The organism is Cellulosimicrobium sp. NPDC057862, from assembly GCF_042797035.1.
Classification (GTDB): Bacteria; Actinomycetota; Actinomycetes; order Actinomycetales; family Cellulomonadaceae; genus Cellulosimicrobium.
In genome coordinates this window covers 21,407-39,259 of sequence record NZ_JBHVMH010000026.1, presented here as the reverse complement: position 1 = coordinate 39,259, position 17,853 = coordinate 21,407, and the positions used below count along the sequence as shown (strand labels likewise).

Sequence of the window (17,853 nt, the reverse complement as noted above, 5' to 3'; positions counted from 1 at the left end):
GCTGGACCGGTACAACCTGGAACGACCCCACACCGGCATCGGCGGCCTACGCCCCATCGACCGCGTGAACAACGTCCCGGGTCAGTACACCTAGGGCAGGACGAGCTCCGTGCCGTCCGCGGGATGGTCGGCCATGGCCACGCTCCGGATCGCCGGGTCGTCGTACGTGTTCCAGTAGTAGGTCGTCGTCCGCGAGGAGAAGAGGCCCGTGTAGAGGGTGATCTCGAAATCGCCCGACCCCATCGCCGCGCAGCCGTCGACCATCGCGACCTGCTGGAGCGTGTGGAACGCGCGGCTGACGTTGGCCGCCTCGGTCTCCTGGGTCGGGTAGTGGGCGTTGACGTAGGCGGCGCGGACGAACCGGGACGGCGAGTAGTAGTCCCCGGGGATCCCGCGCATGTGCGACCCCGAGCCGAACGGGGTGAGGTGTGCTGAGCCCAGCACCGTCTCCTCGGGGAACTCGGGCGAGGCGTTGAGGTAGTTGCGCAGGTTCTCGTGGTGCCACGCGAACCCTGGCTGGTTCGTCAGCACGTCGACGTCGTCGTCGAAGACCTGCATGCCGTCCTTCGTGTGCTCCACCACGATCGCGCGCGTCGCGTCGCCGACGATCCAGTGGAGCAGCGAGCTGGGGTACTTCTCGTTGATCGGCCGGTCGACCACCACCACGTCCCGGAGGGCCGCCTCCACCTCGTCCACCGTCGAGAACTGGGAGCACACCCACAGTGGGAACTCGTACGCGGCGACGTTGACGGAGCCGTCCACGGGCCCGGGCGCGTAGCTCGCGTACCCGGGGAAGTTGAGCCCGGCGACGGCGAGCCCGGCGTCGTTGCCGCAGTCGAAGTAGAGGGGAGTGCCGTCCTCGACGATGCCCATGCCGAGCGTCGCGTGCTCGATCGCGCGCACCGCGCCGAACGGCGACCGCGACGCGTACCCGGTGGGGGTCAGCACCACCCGTTGGCCGTAGCCGCTCGTCCAGTCGAGGTTCCGCGCGAGGTACGCGCCACCGTGGTCGTCCGAGAACCTGATCCCCGTGCACATGCCGATGCCCCCGTCGTCGTCGGGGCGACCGGCGGCAGTCGTGCCGCGACGACGCGCCGCACCCGTCCTCCCATGGTCACCGGGTTCCGCGCGGTCCGCGAACGGGAGGCACCCTCCGAGGGGCGCGGTGGGTCAGTCGTCCTCGTCCGGGAGCGCGACGAGGAGGTCGAGGTGCAGGCCGAGGACGGTGCCGTCGGCCGCGACGGTGCGCACGAGCGGGTAGAAGCCGTCGCCCCACCCCGAGTGGGAGAGCACGACGTTCTCGCCCTCCTGGGCACCCGGGAGCAGGATGTTCGCCGACCCCTCGCGCAGGTGGTCGGGCGAGTCGGTGAGCGCGAACCAGCTCGTGTCCGTGCCGTCGTCGAACACCTCGTCGTACCAGTCGCCGTCGGGCATGAGGCGAGAGACGGCGTCCGCGTCCGTGAACGCGACCGTCCCGGCGTCCACGGGCACGCCGTAGGCGGCACCGGCCTCGGGAGGCCCGTCGGCGCCCTCGGGGACGACCGGCTCGACGGCCGCCACGTCGCCCTCGGCGAGCACGACGCTCAGGTACGCCTCGCGCAGGTGGGAGCCGTCCTGCTCGTCGGAGACGTCGGCGACGGTGACGCGCACGGGGTACCGGCCCGGCTCGACCTGGACGACGAGTCCCTCGCCGAGCAGCGTGAACGGGTCGGACGCCTCGAGCCGGCCGCTGGGCACGACGATCTCGCCCAGGTCGTGCACCGTGAGGCGCAGGCCCGGGCCGCTCGGGGCACCGGTCCCTGCGGCGGGGCCGGGGCGCAGGGCGAAGAACGTGTCAGGGGTGGGGAAGTCGCTCACGTCGCGAGCGTATCCGGCGACGCCCGTCGAGGCCGCACCACCCCGGACGCGGCGAGGGCCGCCACCCGGACGGGTGACGGCCCTCGCGCGGTGCGGTGCTCGGCTCAGGAGCAGCTCAGCGCCTCGTAGTCGGCGTCGTAGGTCGTCGTGACCTCCTCGTCGTCGACCTCGGCGGTGAGCGTGGCGGTCACGGAGCCGGCGTCGAACGACGCGGAGCGCGACGAGAACGACTGGTAGGCGTTCTTGCCGTCCTTGACGTTCGGGAACGTCTTCTCGCCGTACGGCGTGGTGACGACGACGTCGGCCGTGGCGCCCGACTCGTTGAGCACGCGGACCGCGACGTGCGCCTTGCCGCCGAGGCAGCGCGCCTCGGCGGTGACCGTCGCGTCGACGACGGCGGACGTCGTGACGTCCACGGTCTGCCAGCGCTTGGTCGGCGTCGCGTTGTGCAGGTGCAGCAGCAGGAGCTTGCCGCTGCCCGCCTCGGCCGCCGCCTCCGAGCGGTGCACCGGGATCGACGTGTCGTCGGCCCCGACGAACAGGAGCTGGTCGCCGCCGTCGAACCAGTAGGCCGGGTCGTACGGGTCGCCCGTGAACGTCTCCGTGGCGTCGACGAGCTGGTCGGCGGCCTGCGAGTACGGCGAGTACGTGAGGACCTGGAAGGTCGGCACGTCGCCCTCCTCGATGCCGAGCGACCCGATGCCCACCGGGATCACGACGACGTTGTTGTCGAACACGGAGGTGTCGACGTCCCCCCACACGGAGTTGATCGGCTGGAGGTCGATGTTGTCCCCGGCCTCGTAGTCGGTGCCGTCCGGCGCCGTCCAGTCCTTGAGCGTGAAGGTCGCCGCGAGGGTGAGGTCCGTCTCGCTGTTGTACTTGATCGCCGCGACCTCGAAGTCGGCCGTGCCGTCGGAGTCGACGTCCACCTCGACCGCCGGGATCGAGACCGAGCCGAGGCTCGCCCACTGCCCGTCGACCGCGACGCCGATGCCGATGACGCCGTCGGCGGGGTCGCCGCCGTCCGCCGCGACCTGCGGCGCGGTCGACGTGAAGCCGACCGCGCGCACGTCGGCCGCCGCGATGGCCGACGCCGAGGCGCCGACCGCCGCGTCCGCCTCGAGGCGAGGGCTCGTCGTCTTGAGCTCGAACGGCGCGACGATCGACGTCCAGCCGCCCGATGCCACGCCGCGCCCGTCGAGGTCGAGGTCCGCGGTCGTCGCGCTGCCCGGGAAGGCGACGGGCTTGCCGGACAGGTCGCTCACGAGCTTCGGCGAGGCCTGGACAGGGACCCGCAGGGCGGCGCCACCGTCCGTCGGGGTGAGGACGACGCGACCGCTGACCGACGACACGAAGTCGCGCGGCACGCCGAGGCCGGAGTCGTCCGACGACGTCGGGTCGAGCTCCTTGGCGAGCGTCGTCGGGTCCGCGGTGAGCGTCACCGTGACGACCGTGCGCTGACCCGCGGGGACGGTGACCGACGCCGGGGCGACCGACACGGTCGCGCCGCCGGCGGTGCTCGACTGCGCGAAGCTCGTCGCGTACGTCTTCGGGGCGTCGCCCGTGTTCTGCACGGTCACGGTCTTGCGCACCGTGACGGTGTCCTTGCCGACCGGCACGACGCCGAACGCCACGGACACCTGGTCGGAGTCCTGCGACGCGTAGGCGAGCGTCGTGTTGGCGACCGCGTCGACGGCGTCGACGCGCCCGGAGCCCACGCGCTCGGGGCCGTAGGCGGTCCCCGTGCCCGACGGCCCGGTGAAGACGTCGTGCGTCGCGGTGTTCATGACCGACGCCTTGACCTCGGCGGGCGCCCAGCCCGGGTGCGCCTGCTTGACGAGCGCCGCGATGCCCGCGACGTGCGGCGTCGCCATCGACGTGCCGGACTTGATGCTCGCGCCGTCCAGGTGGCCGGACGCGACGGACGCGATCCCCGTGCCGGGGGCCGCGACGTCGGGCTTGGCGACGCCGAGCGAGCCGTGCACGCCGCGCGACGAGCCGCTGTTGAGCGTGTCGCCGATCTCCGGGATCGAGACGAACGACGACAGCGCGAGCGACGGGCCGATGGTCATCGTGACCTCGCCGGCCTCGATCGCCGGGCGCAGCGCGTCGTGGCTCGGGCCGGTGAGCTGGGCGCCGGGGATGCCCGCGTTGCCCGCGATGCCTGCGACGAACGACGGGAGCTCGGAGGACAGCAGCACGCCGACCGCGCCCGCGGCCTGCGCGTTGTTGAACCGCGCGGCGCTGCCGCACGCGCGCGTCGCGTCGTTGTCGTCCCAGTAGAGGAACGCGATCTTGCCGTCGACCGCCGCCGCCTGCTCGGGCGTGAACGCCTGGCACCCGGAGAAGTCGTCCGCGACGAACGCGACCGGTGCGGTCACGTCCGCGCCGCCCGCGTAGCTCTGGGAGTTCTGGGCCGGGTACGGGCCCGCGAGCGACTCCGGCGCGTCGACGCGGACCGCGTCGAACGTCTGGGTGTCGCCGACCGAGTTGGCGACCGTCAGGGCGGTGCGCGCGTTGCCGGGCGAACCGCCCACGTCGGTCACGTCGCCCGCGTTGCCCGACGCGATGACGGACAGCGTGCCGAGGCGCGAGAGCTGGTCGATGAAGAGGTTCTCCGGGTCGTCCGCGGGGGAGCCGTCGGAGCCCAGGGAGAGGTTGACGATGTCGAGGCGGTCGGACAGGTCGCCGTCGCCGTTCGGGTCGGCCGCCCACTCGAGCGCGTCGACGACGACGCTGGTGGAGCCGCCGAGGTCGCCGAACACCTTGAGCGCGTACAGGCCCGCCTCGGGTGCGGAGCCCGGGCCGACCTGCCAGTCGGAGATGTCGGTGAGGGTCGAGTAGTCGCCGTCGAACGTCTCGCCGTCGGCGGTGACGCCGTACGCCGCCGTCGTGCCGGCCACGTGGGAGCCGTGGCCCGAGCCGACCGAGTCGAGCGAGTCGATGGGGTTCTCGTCGGGCGTCGGGACGAGCGACGTGCCGGGGACGGTGCCGCTCGCGTCGTAGTCGTAGCCCGCGAAGTCGTGCCCACCGAGGAACTTCAGCTCGTCGAACGTGCCGTCGGGGACCGGGCCGGTGCCGCGGTCGCCGTAGGCCTCGTCGAACGCCTCCTGGGTGCCGGGGCCGCCGAACGCCTTGTGCGTGTAGTCGATGCCCGTGTCGATGATGCCGATGCGCACGCCCTCGCCGGTGAGGCCGGTGCTCTGCCACGTCTCGAGCGCCCGCGTGAACACGTCCGTGCCCTTGTTCGCGGGCTTCTTGGGGATGATCCGGTAGACCGTGACGACCGAGGTGTCGCGCGCGAGGTCACGCACCCGGGCCGCGTCGCCCGTGACGACGACGCCCGCGACGAGCGTGCTCGTCACCGACACCTGCTGCGGGTTCCGCGCGCCGGCGCTGCGGGCGGTCGCCTGCTGCGGGACCACGTCGTCCGCGAGCTGTGCGACCTCCTGCGCGTTGGCCTCGACCTCGTCGGGGCTCGCTCCCTGCGCGGCGAGGTCGACCGCCGACGGCGCGTCGAGCTCGACGAACGCCGTGACGGTGCCGGTCGCCTTCGCGAGGGACGGGGCAACCTTGTCGGTCGGGGCGAGGGACGCGCCCGACTGCACGCCGAGGGAGTCCCCGGGGTCGGGCGGCGGGTCCGCGACGGCGGGTGCGGCGGCCGCGGCGACGACGGCGAGGCTCGCGGCGGCAGCGGTCAGCGACACGGGTAGAGAACGGTGCTTCATCGACACTCATCTCCCCGGCAGGGCCGGTTCGGCGAAGGGTTCGTGGATGGGTCCTTCCCAGCGGTCTCGCCCGGGTGGGACGGAGGCCACCCGAGCACGGTAACCAACGAGTGCCCGACCTGCCCAGCGGCGGGCGCCGGTGCCGGCGACGAGCCGGAGACAACGGGGGCGGCACGCTCTACGATGCGGGCGGGGTCACAGGACGTGGCCGTCCTGTGGGAGTCCCCTTCCCGCGGCAGGTCCACGGGGTGCGAACCCGGGGGCGTGGCCCACGCAGAAGGAGAAACCATGACCAGATCCTCGCTCCGCGTCCTGTCCGCCGCGCTCGTCGCCGGACTCGTCCTCAGCGCCGCCGCCGCAGCGCCGGCCCTCGCGTCGGAGCCGGACCTGCGGGTCGTGACCTGGGACCGCGGTGCCGACCCCGCCACCGACGCGCAGGTCTCGACCGGCGAGAGCTGTGCGGTCGAGGCACAGCCGCTCCTGCCCGGCCAGGACCCCGACACGCTCCCGCCCGCGCCCGAGGTGTGCTTCGGTTCGCTCGAGGAGGCGCTCGAGTTCGTCTCGGGCGGCGACGTCGCCCCGTCGCGGCTCGCCGACGCGACGGCGGCGGAGGTGGAGGTCCTGGTCTCGGACCTCAACGCGTCGGCGTCGTCCGCCCCGCCCGGGCAGCGGCTCGCCGGGACGGAGCGCGCCACCGCCGCTGCCGCCGGCTCGCTCGTCCTGGGCGTGCTGTGGCGCGACGCCAACTACAAGGGAGCGTCCAAGGTGCTCTACGGGTCGGGCACCAACGGGTGCTACACCGGCTCGACCTACGGCTTCCCGAACCTCGCGAACCTGCTCATGAACAACGTCGTCACCTCCGCGACGACCTACGCGGGCTGCTGGGTGACCCTCTACGACTCGTACAGCTACGCGGGTGCCAAGAAGAACTGCACGCCGCACTGCGCGACGCTGGGCACGTTCGACAACCGGGCCTCCTCGGTCGTCTACCGGCCCGTGGGCCAGCTCGGCTGAGACGTCACGCGGCGCCGCCAGGCACGTCGCTGGACCAGCGGCGCGCCCGGCCGGCGCCGAGCCGGGCCGGGCTCACCTCGCGCACGGTGACGCGGCGCCCCAGCAGGTGCCCGACGGCGTCGCCCGCGGCCCGCGCGGACCGCGCCCCGGCCTCGCCCGCGGCGTCCGGGACGACGTCGAGCGTGACGCTCCCGTCGGCCGACTGGTGGAGCTGCCACGCGGCCATGCCATGGGCCTGGAGGTGCTGGGCGGCGTCGACCGACGGCACCCACGCGCCGTCGGGCCGCAGGTAGCGCACGGGGGACCGGCCCTCGAGGTCGTGCAGCTCGACCCGCTCCCCGCGCCGCACGATCCGCGCGCGGTCGCCGGTGCGGTAGCGCAGGAGCGGCAGGTACGGGTTCTCGTCGACCGTGACGACGACCTCGCCGAGGTCGCCGTCGGGGACCGGGACGCCGTCGTCGTCGAGGACCTCGACCCAGACGCGCCGACCCGCGACGACGACGAACGGCCCCGTGTCGGTGCGGGCCGCGACCGCGCCGGTCTCGCGCAGCCCGTAGAGGTCCACGACGGGCACGTCCCACGTCGCGCGCAGGCGCGCGCGGGCGACGTCGGACAGGTGCGCGGCCCCGCTGACGAGCGCGACCGGGTGCAGGGCGAGGCCCTGCTCCTCCGCGAGCCGGGCGAGCGCGAGGAGCGGCAGCGGCGAGCTCGACACCACCTGCGGGTCCTGCGCCGCGAGGAACGCCGCGCGGTCGCCCGGGCGCGTCCACGCACCGGGGTCGAGGTTCACGCGGGCCATGCTCGGAGCGGCGACGCCGGGTCCGCGCCGGAACCCGGTCATCGCCGACGCGTACGTGAACGCCTCGCGCTGGTCCACGAGGTTCATCAGGCCCAGGCGGCCGGGCGCGGGCTCCCAGGCGGCGCCCGTGCTCGCGACGAGGTGCTGCAGGAGCACGAGGTCCGCCGCGACGGCCACGGGGTGCAGCGGCACGCGGACCGCCGCGCCCGTGCTGCCGGAGCTCGTGCCCTCGAGCACGCGGCCGAGCGGCACGTCCACCGGGACGAACGACGCCACGTCGTGCCGCAGGTCGTCGCGCGTGACGGGACGGACCGCGGTGAGCGGCGACCCGGCCCGGCTCTCCCCGCGGTCGCGCGCCCGGCGGTACCGCGGCACGACGGCGTGCGCGCGGTCGACGAGCGCGCGCACCCACGCGGGCGGTGCGAGGGGCGACCCGTCCGCGGTGACGGGCGGCGCGCCCCGGTCCTCGGCGCAGGTGTCGGCACGGGCGTCGGGGCGGCCGGCGGCGAGGCGGGCCGCGACCTCGTCGAGCACGGGCAGGTCGTCGGGGCGCAGCCGGTCGCCGGTGACGTGGACCCAGGCGGGCGCGGCGGGGTGGTCCCGCACGGCGTCGAGCGCGGCCCGGCCGGCGTCGTCGAGCGTGGGCCAGCGCTCCGCGTCGGTGAGCGCGACCGCCGCGCCGGGGGCGTACTCGTCGAGCGTGAGGTCGGGGGCGTCGTCGGGTGTCGTCATGGGGTCCTCGTCAGGAGATCGCTAGTAGTTCGCGTACTGCGCGGCGGCCTCCTTGGCGCGCTTCTCCGCGAGCTCGCGCGCGAGCTGCTCGGCCCGCCGCGCCTCCTGCGCCATCTCGTGAGCGATCCGGCGCTGCTCCGCCGTGCTCACGGCGGTCCACCGGTCCTGGGCCACCTCGGGGCTCTCGCCCGCGGGCCGCAGCCCGAGCTCGCGCAGCACGGCGCGGGCCAGCTCCTCGCGCGCCGTGGGCGCGTGCAGCCAGTCGTCCGGCGTCCGCAGCAGCGCGAGGGAGGGCACGGCCTGCTCGACGACCCGGACGAGCGCGCCCGGCGTCGCGGCCGCCCGGAACGCGGGCGCGGCGCGCAGGTGCTCGTCGCGCAGGAGCCAGCAGACCGTCCCGGCGAGCGCCGCGTACGGGGCGTGGGTGCACAGCGCCTCGACGGCGGCGCGCTGCGGGCCGCGCAGCACGCCGACCGCGCCGTCGCCGAGGAGGAGGTCCGCGGTGTCGCCGACGAGCGCGGCGGCCACGACCACGGGGTGGTCCAGCACGTCCGGGGGAGTGTCGGCCAGGCGGTGCACGACGTCGGCGAGCGCGGGGCCCTCGACCGTGGGGCGGGTGAGGTCATCGGCCACGACGGGCTCCTTCCGGTCGGCTGCTCGCTGTCGCGCTCCTCGTCGAGGTGCTCGCCGGGGCGCCGGTCGAGGCGCCCCACAGCTCGCGCGCGAAGGCGCGGGCGAACGCGACGAGGTCCTCCTGGGTCTGCACGGCGTGGACCCGGTAGCCCACCGCGTACTCCCGCACCGTCTCGGCGCCCTTCGCCGCCACGTCCAGCACGAGCGTGCCCCCGCCCCCGGCGGCCGCGACGGCGCGCGCCGCGGTGCCTTCGTGCGGCGCGACCAGCTCGGCGTCGGGGCGAGCGCCCCACCGGATCCGGACGACGTCGTCGAACATCGAGACGACGCCGTCGTCGGAGATGACGGCGACGTGGCACGGGCGCGTGCGCGTCGGCGGGGCCCCGGTGACCGGGTCGCCGAGGTGCGTGCGCTCCAGGAGCGGCACCGGGAACGACGTCGACCCGCCGAAGTGCGCGACGACCGCGTCGAGCACGCGGTCCTCGTCGCGCACGAACCCGTCCGTCCCGGCGACCTGCTGCGGCCCGCTCCACGTCGTCGCCTGCACGCGAGCGCCGGCGCGCAGGGCCGAGAGCGCGAGGACGGCCCCGGCGAGCGCGATCGGCGCGACCCGCCGCGTCGGGTCCGGCATCGAGCCGGACGAGTCGAGGTAGAGGTCGAGGTCGACGGGCACGCGGTCGGGCTCGTCGCCCGTGTCCTCGTCGACCGACCGGCGCACGGTCGTGAACCCCGGTACGACGACGGGCGAGCGCAGCAGGGTCCCCGTCCAGTCCACCTCGCTCAGCTCGTCGCCCACGTCCCACTGCTCGTTCGCGCCGAGCAGCGGCTCCGTGGCACGCACGTGCTCGCGCACGGGGAACGGGACGAGGAGGGGCGCGGCGTGCTCGCGGTACCAGCGCCGGGCCGACGCCGCGGCGTCCGTCGTGAGCCCGAGCAGCCGGAGTGTCGCGTCGTAATCCGCCGGCGCGAGGGCCTGGCCGGTCGCATCGTGCGCGCCCTCGCGGTCCGTCCCGGGGGCGTGCTGGGTGGTGTCCGGTCGCGCCGGGGGGTCGTCGTCCGCGCCCAGCCCGAGGTCCCCGACGACGCGCGGGTCGAGCGCGGGGTGGCGCACCGGCTCGACGGCGCGCGGGTCCGTCGCGAGCCCGCCGGGGACCGCCCCGGCCACCTCGTCCTGGCCGCAGACCACCTGGGGCAGCGTGGACCGCCGACGCCGGAGGTGGCGCCGGCGGGCCTCTCGGTCTCCGCGCTCGGGTCGTGCCTGGCGGCGCGAGTCCTTCGCGGTGGCCAGCGACCCCGCCTCCGACGCGAGCAGCGTGCGCAGCAGCGCGGCGAACCCCGCGGCGCCGCCGACGGGGTCGTCCGCGTAGGCGCGCACGAGCCGCGCCACGAGCGTCGCCTCGCGCTCGGCCACCGGGACGTCGGACGCGGTGAGATCGCCGCGCGGCAGGCCCCAGAGGATCTCGTCCGCGCGCAGCACCGTCTGCATGACGGTGCTCGTCCCCGGACCCAGCGCGCGCCACAGCCCGGCGAGGTCAATCCCGGCGCGGCGCTGGAGCCGGTCGTTGATGAGCAGGTCGCTCCACAGGTTGGCGGTGAGCGGCGCGAGCTGGTCCTGGTCCACGAGCCCGGCACGCGTGCGCGCGACGAGGAGCGCGCTCGTCGTGAGGTCGCCGGGGGAGAGCACGTGGTGCCCCACCTCGTGCGCGAGGACCGCGACCGCGTGGTCCTCGATGCCCAGCTCCACGACCTCGGCGAGGTCCACGTGGACGCTCACGCGCGTCGTCGAGAACCACGCGAACGACCCGACCCCCTCCGGGGCGGTGCCGGGGCCGTGCAGCGTCGGGGCGCCCAGGCGCGTGAACCGCCCCCAGGCCGCGAGCGCCTCGGGCCACGCGGCGTGCCACCGCTCGCGCAGCGCGTCGAGGTCGGGCGGCGCGCCGGGGCGGTCCGGCGCCGCCGCGCTCACCGGGGCCACCGCACGAGGAGGACGTCGTACGAGCCGGTCCGGCTCACCAGCGCGAGCCGGCCGGACGGCGTCTCGACCACCGCGGCGCCGCTGACGTCCGTCAGGACGTCCTCGCGGGCGGGTTCGGCCGCGCCCCGACCGGCGGGGCGGTGGTCCGACCCGTGGAGGCCCTGGTCGGCGGCGTCGGGCCCCGGCGGGGTGACCGTGCCCGTGGCGTGGTCGCCGGCACCCGGGGCGCGCGCGACGAACGCGCCGTGGACGTCGGCGACGAGCGTCCACTCGACCGTCTCGTCGCCGGTCGCCGCGGCGTCGCCGGCCGGCGGGCCGTCGCCGGTCGAGAGCAGCACCCAGCGCAGGCCCGGGTGGCGCGCGTCGGCACCGACGACCAGCGCGGGCGACCGCCACGGGCCGCCGAACCCGCGGAAGCCGCCGAACTGCCCCAGGACCTGGGCGGCACCGGGCGCACCCGGCAGGCGGACCCACCTCGAGCCGGCGGGTCCGTCGTCCTCCCCGCCCTCGCCGTCGGTGGGCCACCACCACGGGTCCGCGGCGTGGCGGTCGAGCACGGCCCGCAGGTCGGGGGAGCCGGTCCGCGTGTCCGCGCCGGTCGCCGGGAGCGAGAGCGCCGCCCGCGCGACCGGCTCCGGGAGCGAGCGTGCGGCGTCGAGCGCCGTGTCCCGGTAGCGCACGAGCCCGCTGCGCCACGCGGCGACGAGCACCGCGCCCCGCACGGTGCCGGCCCGGGCACCTGGCTCCGCGGCGGGCGACGCCTCGGACGCGGCCACGACGCGCGTCGCCCAGCCGGCGACGTCACCCCGCGACCCGGGCCCGCCGCCGACGGCGCGCGCCCCGTCGACGACGGCCGCGACCGTGACCGCGGGCGCCGCCGCGAGCCACGGCCCCAGGCGCGGCACCAGGTCGAGGACGGCGTGCCGCTCCGGACCGCCGACGCGCCAGCGCCGCGCCGCCACGAGCCGCGCGACCGCGTCGACGAGCGCGTCGCACGTCGCCGCGAACGCGTCGGCCCCGAGCGGGCCGGCGAGGGGGTCCGCCGCGACGGCCGCCTCGCGCACCGCCTCGGCGAGCACGTCCCGGTCCGCGCCGAGCGCGAGGGCGCGGGCCAGCGCCGCGTCGTAGCGCTCGCGCGCCGCCAGCGCGCGGGACGAGAACGCGGCCGGTGCGACCTCGCGGGGCACCGGGGCGGGACCGGTGGCGACCCCGGTCACGAGCCGCTCCAGCGCAGCCACGCGAGGTAGTTCGTGTACCGCTGGTGGGCGTACTTGAGCGCGAGCGCGTCCTCGTACACGTGGCCGTGGAGCTTGGCGTGCTTCTCCCACGACGCGAGGACCTGCTCGATCCGGGCGAGCCGGCGCAGCACGTCCGCCTCGGGCAGCCCCTCGAACCCGGCCGCCACGTCCGCGAGGACGGCCCCGACGTCGTCCTGGTCGTCCAGGCCGGCGGCGTCGTACTGCCGGCACGCCGTGTCGAACAGGTCGCGGATCCACGACACGCGGTCCGAGCGCAGCGGCTCGCGCTCGCGGTCGTCGAACGGGGCCGACTGGAGGTCCGGGAGCAGCTTGTCGTGCAGGACGAACGGGAGCACCGCGCGCAGGTCGGCGAGCTCCACCTCGGTGTCCCCGCGGAAGTACGCCATCGCCTTCGCGTACGCGACGAGCGACTGGAGCGCGCGCACCGACAGGCCGTTGAGCGTCTGGGCGCCCACGTCGCCCAGGCGGTCGCGGCCCGTGTCCGCCGTCGCCACGAGGTGCGGGTCGACGCCGGCGACGCGCGCCGTGTCCTTGGTCCGGTACTCGAACTGCCACCCCGCGCGCTCCAGCACCTCGAGCTGGCTCGCGAAGAACTCGAGGCGACGGCGCACCGGCTCGGGGAACGGCACGGCCAGGATCGCGGCGTGCAGCGCGTCGTGCTCGGCGGCGTCGAACACGATCTCCGGCGGCACGTTCTCCTCCGGCCGCACGCGCCGCTCCGCGCGCGCGACGAGGTCGCCCAGGAAGCGGTTGTTGAACGGCATCGCGTGCACGACGACGTCGATGCGGTCGCGGAGCGCGTCCACGACCTGGTACGTGCCGCCGCCCGCGTCGTCGTTCGCCGTGAGGTACCAGGCGGCGTCGCCCGTCTCGTAGACCTGGTCGTAGACCTCGACGTACCCGTCCGCGAGCACCGTGAGCAGCGCCGACTGCGTGCGCGTCGGGATGCGGTTGTACTCGTCGACGATCTTCACGCGCATGCCGAGCCACGACCGCCAGGCGACGTCCACGTCCGCGAGGCTGTCCGCCTGCACGAGGTCCTTGGGCAGCGGCGTGCCGAACAGGTCCGACACCGTGAGCTGCGGGTGCCCGTGCTGCATCGCGCGGCGCACGTCGCGCACCGGGTAGCCCGCGAGGACGCCCATGAGCACGGCGCTCGCGGTCTTCCCGCGGCCCGGCCCGCCGATCATGAGGCACCGCCCGCGCACCGCGAAGGTCAGGAGCGGCAGCAGCACGAAGCTCGAGTACGACTGGTCGCTCGGCAGGGTGAGCAGCGCCTTGGAGTCGCCGAGACGGAAGCTCGTCTCGCGCGCGCCGGGGGCCGCGAACTCGACGTCGTAGTGGGGGCTGATGATCGCGTGGTTGACGACCCAGAAGTACGCCTGGCGCAGCTTCTCGTCGAGCGGCAGACCGCTCGGCGCCGCGCCGTCGTCGGGGACCGCCTCGGCGACGGGCGTGCCGAACAGGTCGTCGACGCCCAGGGCGAACGGGTCGCGCGCGCCGCCCTGCCCCGCGGGCTGCGGCCGGGTCGGCGCGGAGGACACGTGCTCGAGATCGGTCACGGGCCGATCCTGCCACCGTCCTGCGCGGGTCGCGGGGACGTCCGTGCCCGGTCCGCGGGGCTCGCCGGGGCGGGGCAGGGGATCAGAAGGCGTCGGTACCGGCCTGGGGGAGCGGGGCGGCGACGTGGCGCGGAGTGGCCAGCAGCGGCCCGACGGCGGCCAGCGCCTGGGCGAGCCGGCTCGTCCGGTCGCCGCGCACCTCGAACCAGGGGACGCCGGGATGCCCACCGTCCGGTGTCGGGAGCTCGGCGGGGCCGAGGTGCTGCACGACGTCGGCCGGGTCGTCGAGGCGCGGTCCGGTCGCGGCGAGGACCTCGCGGAACCGGTCCTGCATCGCGTGGCGCACGTGCTCGCCGTCGCGCAGGCCGTCCTGGACGAACGGGATCTCGTCGCCGGTGAGGACGTAGAGGTCGGGGCGGCGGGTCGCGGCGAGCGCCTCGACGGTCGGGGAGCGGTGGCCCACGTAGCGCTCGTGCCACAGGGTCGTGGCGAGCACGTCCGTGTCGCACACGAGGAGCGGGACGGGGGACGTCGCGGCGGCGGCGTCCTCGCGGCGGGCCTGCTCGCGCGCGACGAGGTCGAACTCGGCGGTGTGCCACGGCGCGGCGAGACCGCCGGGCCGGGCCTCGGACCACTCGCGCCCGAACTCGAGCACGGGGTCGAGCCCGAGGTGGGCGGCGAGGTCGGTCGCGAGGGTCGTCGAGCCCGTGGACTCGGCGCCGAGCACGACGACGCGCCGCACGTACCAGGCCCGGACCGGGGCGGGCAGCGCCCACCAGTGCGCCGCGGGGTCGGCCCGCACGGCCGACCCGGACACGGGCAGGTGGCGGCGGTCGGGGTCCACCTGGACCCACGTCGCGTCGAACCGCCGGGCGAGCTCGACGCCGTACCGGTCCGACGTGAGCACCGCGTCGACCGGCGGGTCGTCCGGGTCGAGGAGCGAGCGCATCACCTTCACGTGCTCGTCCCACGCGTGCGGGTCGGCGTAGTCGACGGGCGCGTCGTCGAGCCCGTGCACGACGCGCGCACCGGGAACCTCGGCCCGCAGCCACGCGGCGCGCAGCGCGGCGGGGATCGACTCGCTCGTCGAGGCGAGCACCTGGACGGTGACGCGCTCGCAGCGCGCGAGCGCGGTGCGCACGAGGTGCACGTGGCCGGCGTGCGGCGGGTAGAACTTGCCAATGACGAGGCCGTGGGCGAGCCGCGTCACCGGGCCGGCTCCGCGTCGTCGGGCACGGGGGCCAGGCCCACGGCTCCCGGCCCGGCGGTGCTCGCGGCCAGCCCGACGCCCGGGTCGCGCCGGGCCGCCGACCACTCGCGCAGACCCTGGACGCACAGCGCGACGAACCCGACGTAGAGCGCGGCGGTGAGCCACAGGCCCTGGCTCGCGTAGAGCCCGACGAGCACGACGTCCGTCGCGATCCACACCCACCAGTTGCCGATCCACTTGCGCCCGAGCATCGTCTGCGCGAGCAGGCTCGACGACGTCGTCAGGGCGTCCCAGAACGGCACCGCGGAGTCGGTCCAGGTGGTGAGGACGGCGACGAGCGCCGCCGTGGTCGCCGCGGCGGCGACCAGCCCGACCACCCACGCCGCGCGGGGCGTGCGGTGCACGACGAGCCGTCCCCGGTCCTCGCCGCCCCGGAGCCACCAGTACCAGCCGAGCGCGCCGAGCACGAGGTAGACGACCTGCAGCCCGGCGTTCGCGTACAGGCCGGTGCCGGTGAACAGCACGAGGAACACGACGTTGTTGGCCAGCCCGACGGGGAACGTCCACACGTTCTGCCGCACCGCGAGCCACACGCACGCGGCGCCCGTGACGAACCCCAGGATCTCCTCGACGCTCACGGGCGCTCACTCTACGGGCGCGCCGCGGACCGCCGGCGGCCGCGACGGCACTGTGACGTGCGCCGCGCTAGGGGGCAGGTGAGCCCGCGGGGCGTTACGGTCGGGACGAGCCCGGTCCCTCCCGGGCACCCCGACGTCGAAGGAGATCTCGCATGCCCACGCGTATCGCTCGTACCGCCTGGAACGGTGGACTGCAGGACGGTCAGGGCCAGGTCGAGCTGTCGAGCTCGAAGGTCGGCACGTACGACGTCTCGTTCCCGCGCCGCGCCGCGGACGACGCGGGCGGCGTGACGAGCCCCGAGGAGCTCATCGCCGCCGCGCACTCGTCCTGCTACGCCATGCAGTTCTCGGCGGTGCTCGCCGAGGCCGGCGCGACGCCCGTCTCGCTCGAGGTGACCGCCGAGGTCACGCTCGCGCCGGACCCCGCCGGCGGCTTCCAGATCCCGACGATCGCGCTCACGGTCCGGGGCGAGGTCGAGGGCATCGACGAGGCCGGGTTCCAGCAGGCGGCCGAGACGGCGAAGGCGACGTGCCCCGTGTCGAAGGCGCTCGCGAGCGTCCCGACGATCACGCTGGACGCCGCGCTCGAGAGCTGACGCGCGCACACCGCGCCGAGGCGGGTCAGCGGGGGAGGAGCGGCGGGGTCGAGGTCCCGGCGCCGTCGCGGATCCCGTCGACGAGCTCGGCGAGCGTGTCCTTCGCGCCGTGGGCCGGGTGCCACCGCAGGAGCTCCCCGGCGAGGCTCGTGTCCAGCACGGGCGCGCGCATCGCCATGTCGAGCCAGCCCTCGCCGACCGGCACGAGGCGGGCGCGCCAGGCGGCGGCGACGGCCGTCCGCGCCGTCCCGTAGGGGACGGTGCGCAGCGAGCCGTCCGCGACGACGTCCGCCACGTCCTGCGGCGTGAGGACCGTGGGGTGGGCGACGTTGAACGGCCCCGGGTGCCGCCCGACCACGATGCGCGCGTACGCCTCGGCGACGTCCTCGGCGTGCACCACCTGGAGCCGCAGGCCGTCGGGCAGCGGGACGGTGGGCAGGGGCGCCCGGCGGAGCACCCGCGTGCCGAACGGGCCGAGGAAGTACCGCGTGATCTCGGAGGCGGCGTCGCGCTGGAACACCAGGGCCGAGCGGACGCGCGAGACGACGATCCCGCTGTGGCGGTCGACCTCGTCGAGGAGCGACTCCACGGCCGCCTTGTCCTCGGAGTACGACGAGCCGGGCACGCCCTCGACGGGCCAGCCCTCGTTGACCGGGGTGTCGCGCGCGTCGCCCGCGTACGGGGCGGGCGAGTACGCGCCGACCGACGACGCGACGACGAGGTGCGCGACCCCGGCCCGCTGCGCGGCCTCGACCACCCGCCGCGTCCCCTCGACGTTGACCCGGCGCAGGCGCTTGCGGTCGTGGCTCGGCTGGATCGCCCACGCGAGGTGCACGACGACGTCCGCCCCGGCGAGCGCGGCGTCGAGCCGCTCGTCCGCGTCGGCCGCGGCGACGTCCGCGTACCGCCACGTCGCCGCGTCGTGCGGGGCCCGCACGGTGCTCGAGCCGTCGGCGCGCGGCACGCGTCGAGCGACGGCCACGAGGGACGTCACGACGGGTTCGGCCGCGAGCCGGCGCAGCACCGCCGTGCCGACGTTCCCGCTCGCCCCGACGACCACCACGCGCATGCGCTGCCTCCCGATCTCGTCCTCGCCGCCCTGCGTACGTGCTCGGCGGCCGCGCTCCTGACGCTAGCCCGCCGCGCCCGAGTTCGCCCGGGCGATGGCGAGGACGGCGCCGCGCGCGGGCTCGGGGAGCTCGGGCACGAGGACGACGGTGCTCGCGAGGACGAGCCGCTCGATCTCCGCGCGCGACAGGTCGCTTCCCCCGAGCCACGCGGCGGTGACGTTCTCGACGAGCGCGACCCAGCCCGCCGCGATGAGCCGCAGGCGCGGCGAGGCCAGGGGCGAGCCGGACGTCGTCGCGGCGACCGTCGAGGTCAGGCGGGCGACGAGGCCTTCGCGGACGCGCGCGAGCGCGTCCTGCGTCGCGTCGTCCTCGCCGAGCGCGCCCCGCCAGAGGTCCTGCCAGACGAGGCGCCGGGCCTCGACCGCGTCGAGGAACGACGCGACGGCGAGCGCCGGGCGCTCCACGAGGGGACGATCGTCCGGTGCGACGGTCGCCGCCTCGAGCCCCGCCACGGCCTCGAGCGCGACGGCCCGGCGCAGCCCGGCGGTGGACCCGAAGTAGTGGAAGACGAGCGCCTTGGACGCCCCGGCGCGCGCGGCGACGGCCGCGGGCGTGAGCGAGTCCAGGCCGTGCTCGTCGGCCTGCTGCGCGGCGGTGTCGAGGAGCTCGCGACGGCGGTCGGCGGGCTCGCGACGGCGGCGCGAACCGTGCGGCTGTCCCGTCGCCTCGGTGGGCGGGGGATCGACGGAGGGGGCGGGCGTGCGGGGCATGACATCCGTT

At 75.8% G+C, this 17,853-nt stretch carries 14 protein-coding genes; 2 read left to right on the top strand and 12 right to left on the bottom strand.

Translation table 11 applies throughout. The annotated features are described in order from the left end of the window. Window positions 1–90 precede the first annotated feature (90 nt). From bsh to ACFVN3_RS19650, 3 genes are all read right to left on the bottom strand, one after another. Window positions 91–1,038, bottom strand: a complete 948-nt coding sequence (gene bsh, locus ACFVN3_RS19660) for a choloylglycine hydrolase (protein WP_378234680.1) — start codon at window positions 1,036–1,038, stop codon at window positions 91–93. 132 nt (window positions 1,039–1,170) lie between these two features. After that, a complete protein-coding gene (locus ACFVN3_RS19655; RefSeq protein ID WP_378234679.1) occupies window positions 1,171–1,857 on the bottom strand; it encodes a DUF4241 domain-containing protein in 687 nt (228 codons plus the stop codon). A 104-nt stretch (window positions 1,858–1,961) separates the two neighbouring features. Beyond that, window positions 1,962–5,585 (bottom strand): S8 family serine peptidase, encoded by a 3,624-nt coding sequence (locus ACFVN3_RS19650; RefSeq protein ID WP_378234678.1) that lies wholly within the window; start codon window positions 5,583–5,585, stop codon window positions 1,962–1,964. Window positions 5,586–5,873: 288 nt separating this feature from the next. Here ACFVN3_RS19650 and ACFVN3_RS19645 point away from each other — a divergent pair, with 288 nt between their 5' ends. Continuing rightward, on the top strand, window positions 5,874–6,599 hold the full coding sequence (locus tag ACFVN3_RS19645) for a hypothetical protein (protein WP_378234677.1): 726 nt from the start codon (window positions 5,874–5,876) through the stop codon (window positions 6,597–6,599). Window positions 6,600–6,603: 4 nt separating this feature from the next. Here ACFVN3_RS19645 and ACFVN3_RS19640 read toward each other — a convergent pair whose 3' ends face one another. From ACFVN3_RS19640 to pnuC, 7 genes are all read right to left on the bottom strand, one after another. Next, the gene (locus ACFVN3_RS19640) at window positions 6,604–8,130 is read right to left on the bottom strand and encodes an AMP-binding protein (RefSeq protein WP_378234676.1); all 1,527 of its coding nucleotides are present in this window, start codon (window positions 8,128–8,130) and stop codon (window positions 6,604–6,606) included. Window positions 8,131–8,151: 21 nt separating this feature from the next. Then, on the bottom strand, window positions 8,152–8,763 hold the full coding sequence (locus ACFVN3_RS19635) for a hypothetical protein (protein WP_378234675.1): 612 nt from the start codon (window positions 8,761–8,763) through the stop codon (window positions 8,152–8,154). After that, window positions 8,753–10,729 (bottom strand): hypothetical protein, encoded by a 1,977-nt coding sequence (locus ACFVN3_RS19630; protein ID WP_378234674.1) that lies wholly within the window; start codon window positions 10,727–10,729, stop codon window positions 8,753–8,755. The genes ACFVN3_RS19635 and ACFVN3_RS19630 overlap by 11 nt, the downstream gene beginning before the upstream one ends. Further along, entirely contained in the window at window positions 10,726–11,976 is a 1,251-nt protein-coding gene (locus tag ACFVN3_RS19625; protein WP_378234673.1) for a hypothetical protein, read from the bottom strand. The genes ACFVN3_RS19630 and ACFVN3_RS19625 overlap by 4 nt, the downstream gene beginning before the upstream one ends. Next, complete coding sequence (locus tag ACFVN3_RS19620; protein WP_378234672.1) at window positions 11,952–13,559, bottom strand: ATPase; 1,608 nt, start codon at window positions 13,557–13,559, stop codon at window positions 11,952–11,954. The genes ACFVN3_RS19625 and ACFVN3_RS19620 overlap by 25 nt, the downstream gene beginning before the upstream one ends. 82 nt (window positions 13,560–13,641) lie before the next feature. Continuing rightward, window positions 13,642–14,769, bottom strand: a complete 1,128-nt coding sequence (locus tag ACFVN3_RS19615) for an AAA family ATPase (RefSeq protein ID WP_378234671.1) — start codon at window positions 14,767–14,769, stop codon at window positions 13,642–13,644. Next, window positions 14,766–15,407: a nicotinamide riboside transporter PnuC gene (gene pnuC / locus ACFVN3_RS19610; protein ID WP_378234670.1), complete on the bottom strand. Its 642-nt coding sequence runs from the start codon at window positions 15,405–15,407 to the stop codon at window positions 14,766–14,768. Before pnuC ends, ACFVN3_RS19615 begins: the two co-directional genes overlap by 4 nt. A gap of 152 nt (window positions 15,408–15,559) precedes the next feature. Here pnuC and ACFVN3_RS19605 point away from each other — a divergent pair, with 152 nt between their 5' ends. Beyond that, on the top strand, window positions 15,560–16,003 hold the full coding sequence (locus ACFVN3_RS19605) for an OsmC family peroxiredoxin (protein ID WP_064316525.1): 444 nt from the start codon (window positions 15,560–15,562) through the stop codon (window positions 16,001–16,003). A gap of 25 nt (window positions 16,004–16,028) precedes the next feature. On the opposite strand, the gene ACFVN3_RS19600 is transcribed toward ACFVN3_RS19605, so the two are convergent. Together ACFVN3_RS19600 and ACFVN3_RS19595 are read right to left on the bottom strand one after the other, a co-directional pair. Next, complete coding sequence (locus tag ACFVN3_RS19600) at window positions 16,029–17,072, bottom strand: NAD-dependent epimerase/dehydratase family protein (RefSeq protein WP_378234669.1); 1,044 nt, start codon at window positions 17,070–17,072, stop codon at window positions 16,029–16,031. A gap of 63 nt (window positions 17,073–17,135) precedes the next feature. After that, window positions 17,136–17,843 carry a TetR/AcrR family transcriptional regulator gene (locus ACFVN3_RS19595; protein ID WP_378234668.1) on the bottom strand — a complete coding sequence of 236 codons (708 nt, stop codon included), beginning with the start codon at window positions 17,841–17,843 and terminating at the stop codon, window positions 17,136–17,138. Window positions 17,844–17,853 lie beyond the last annotated feature (10 nt).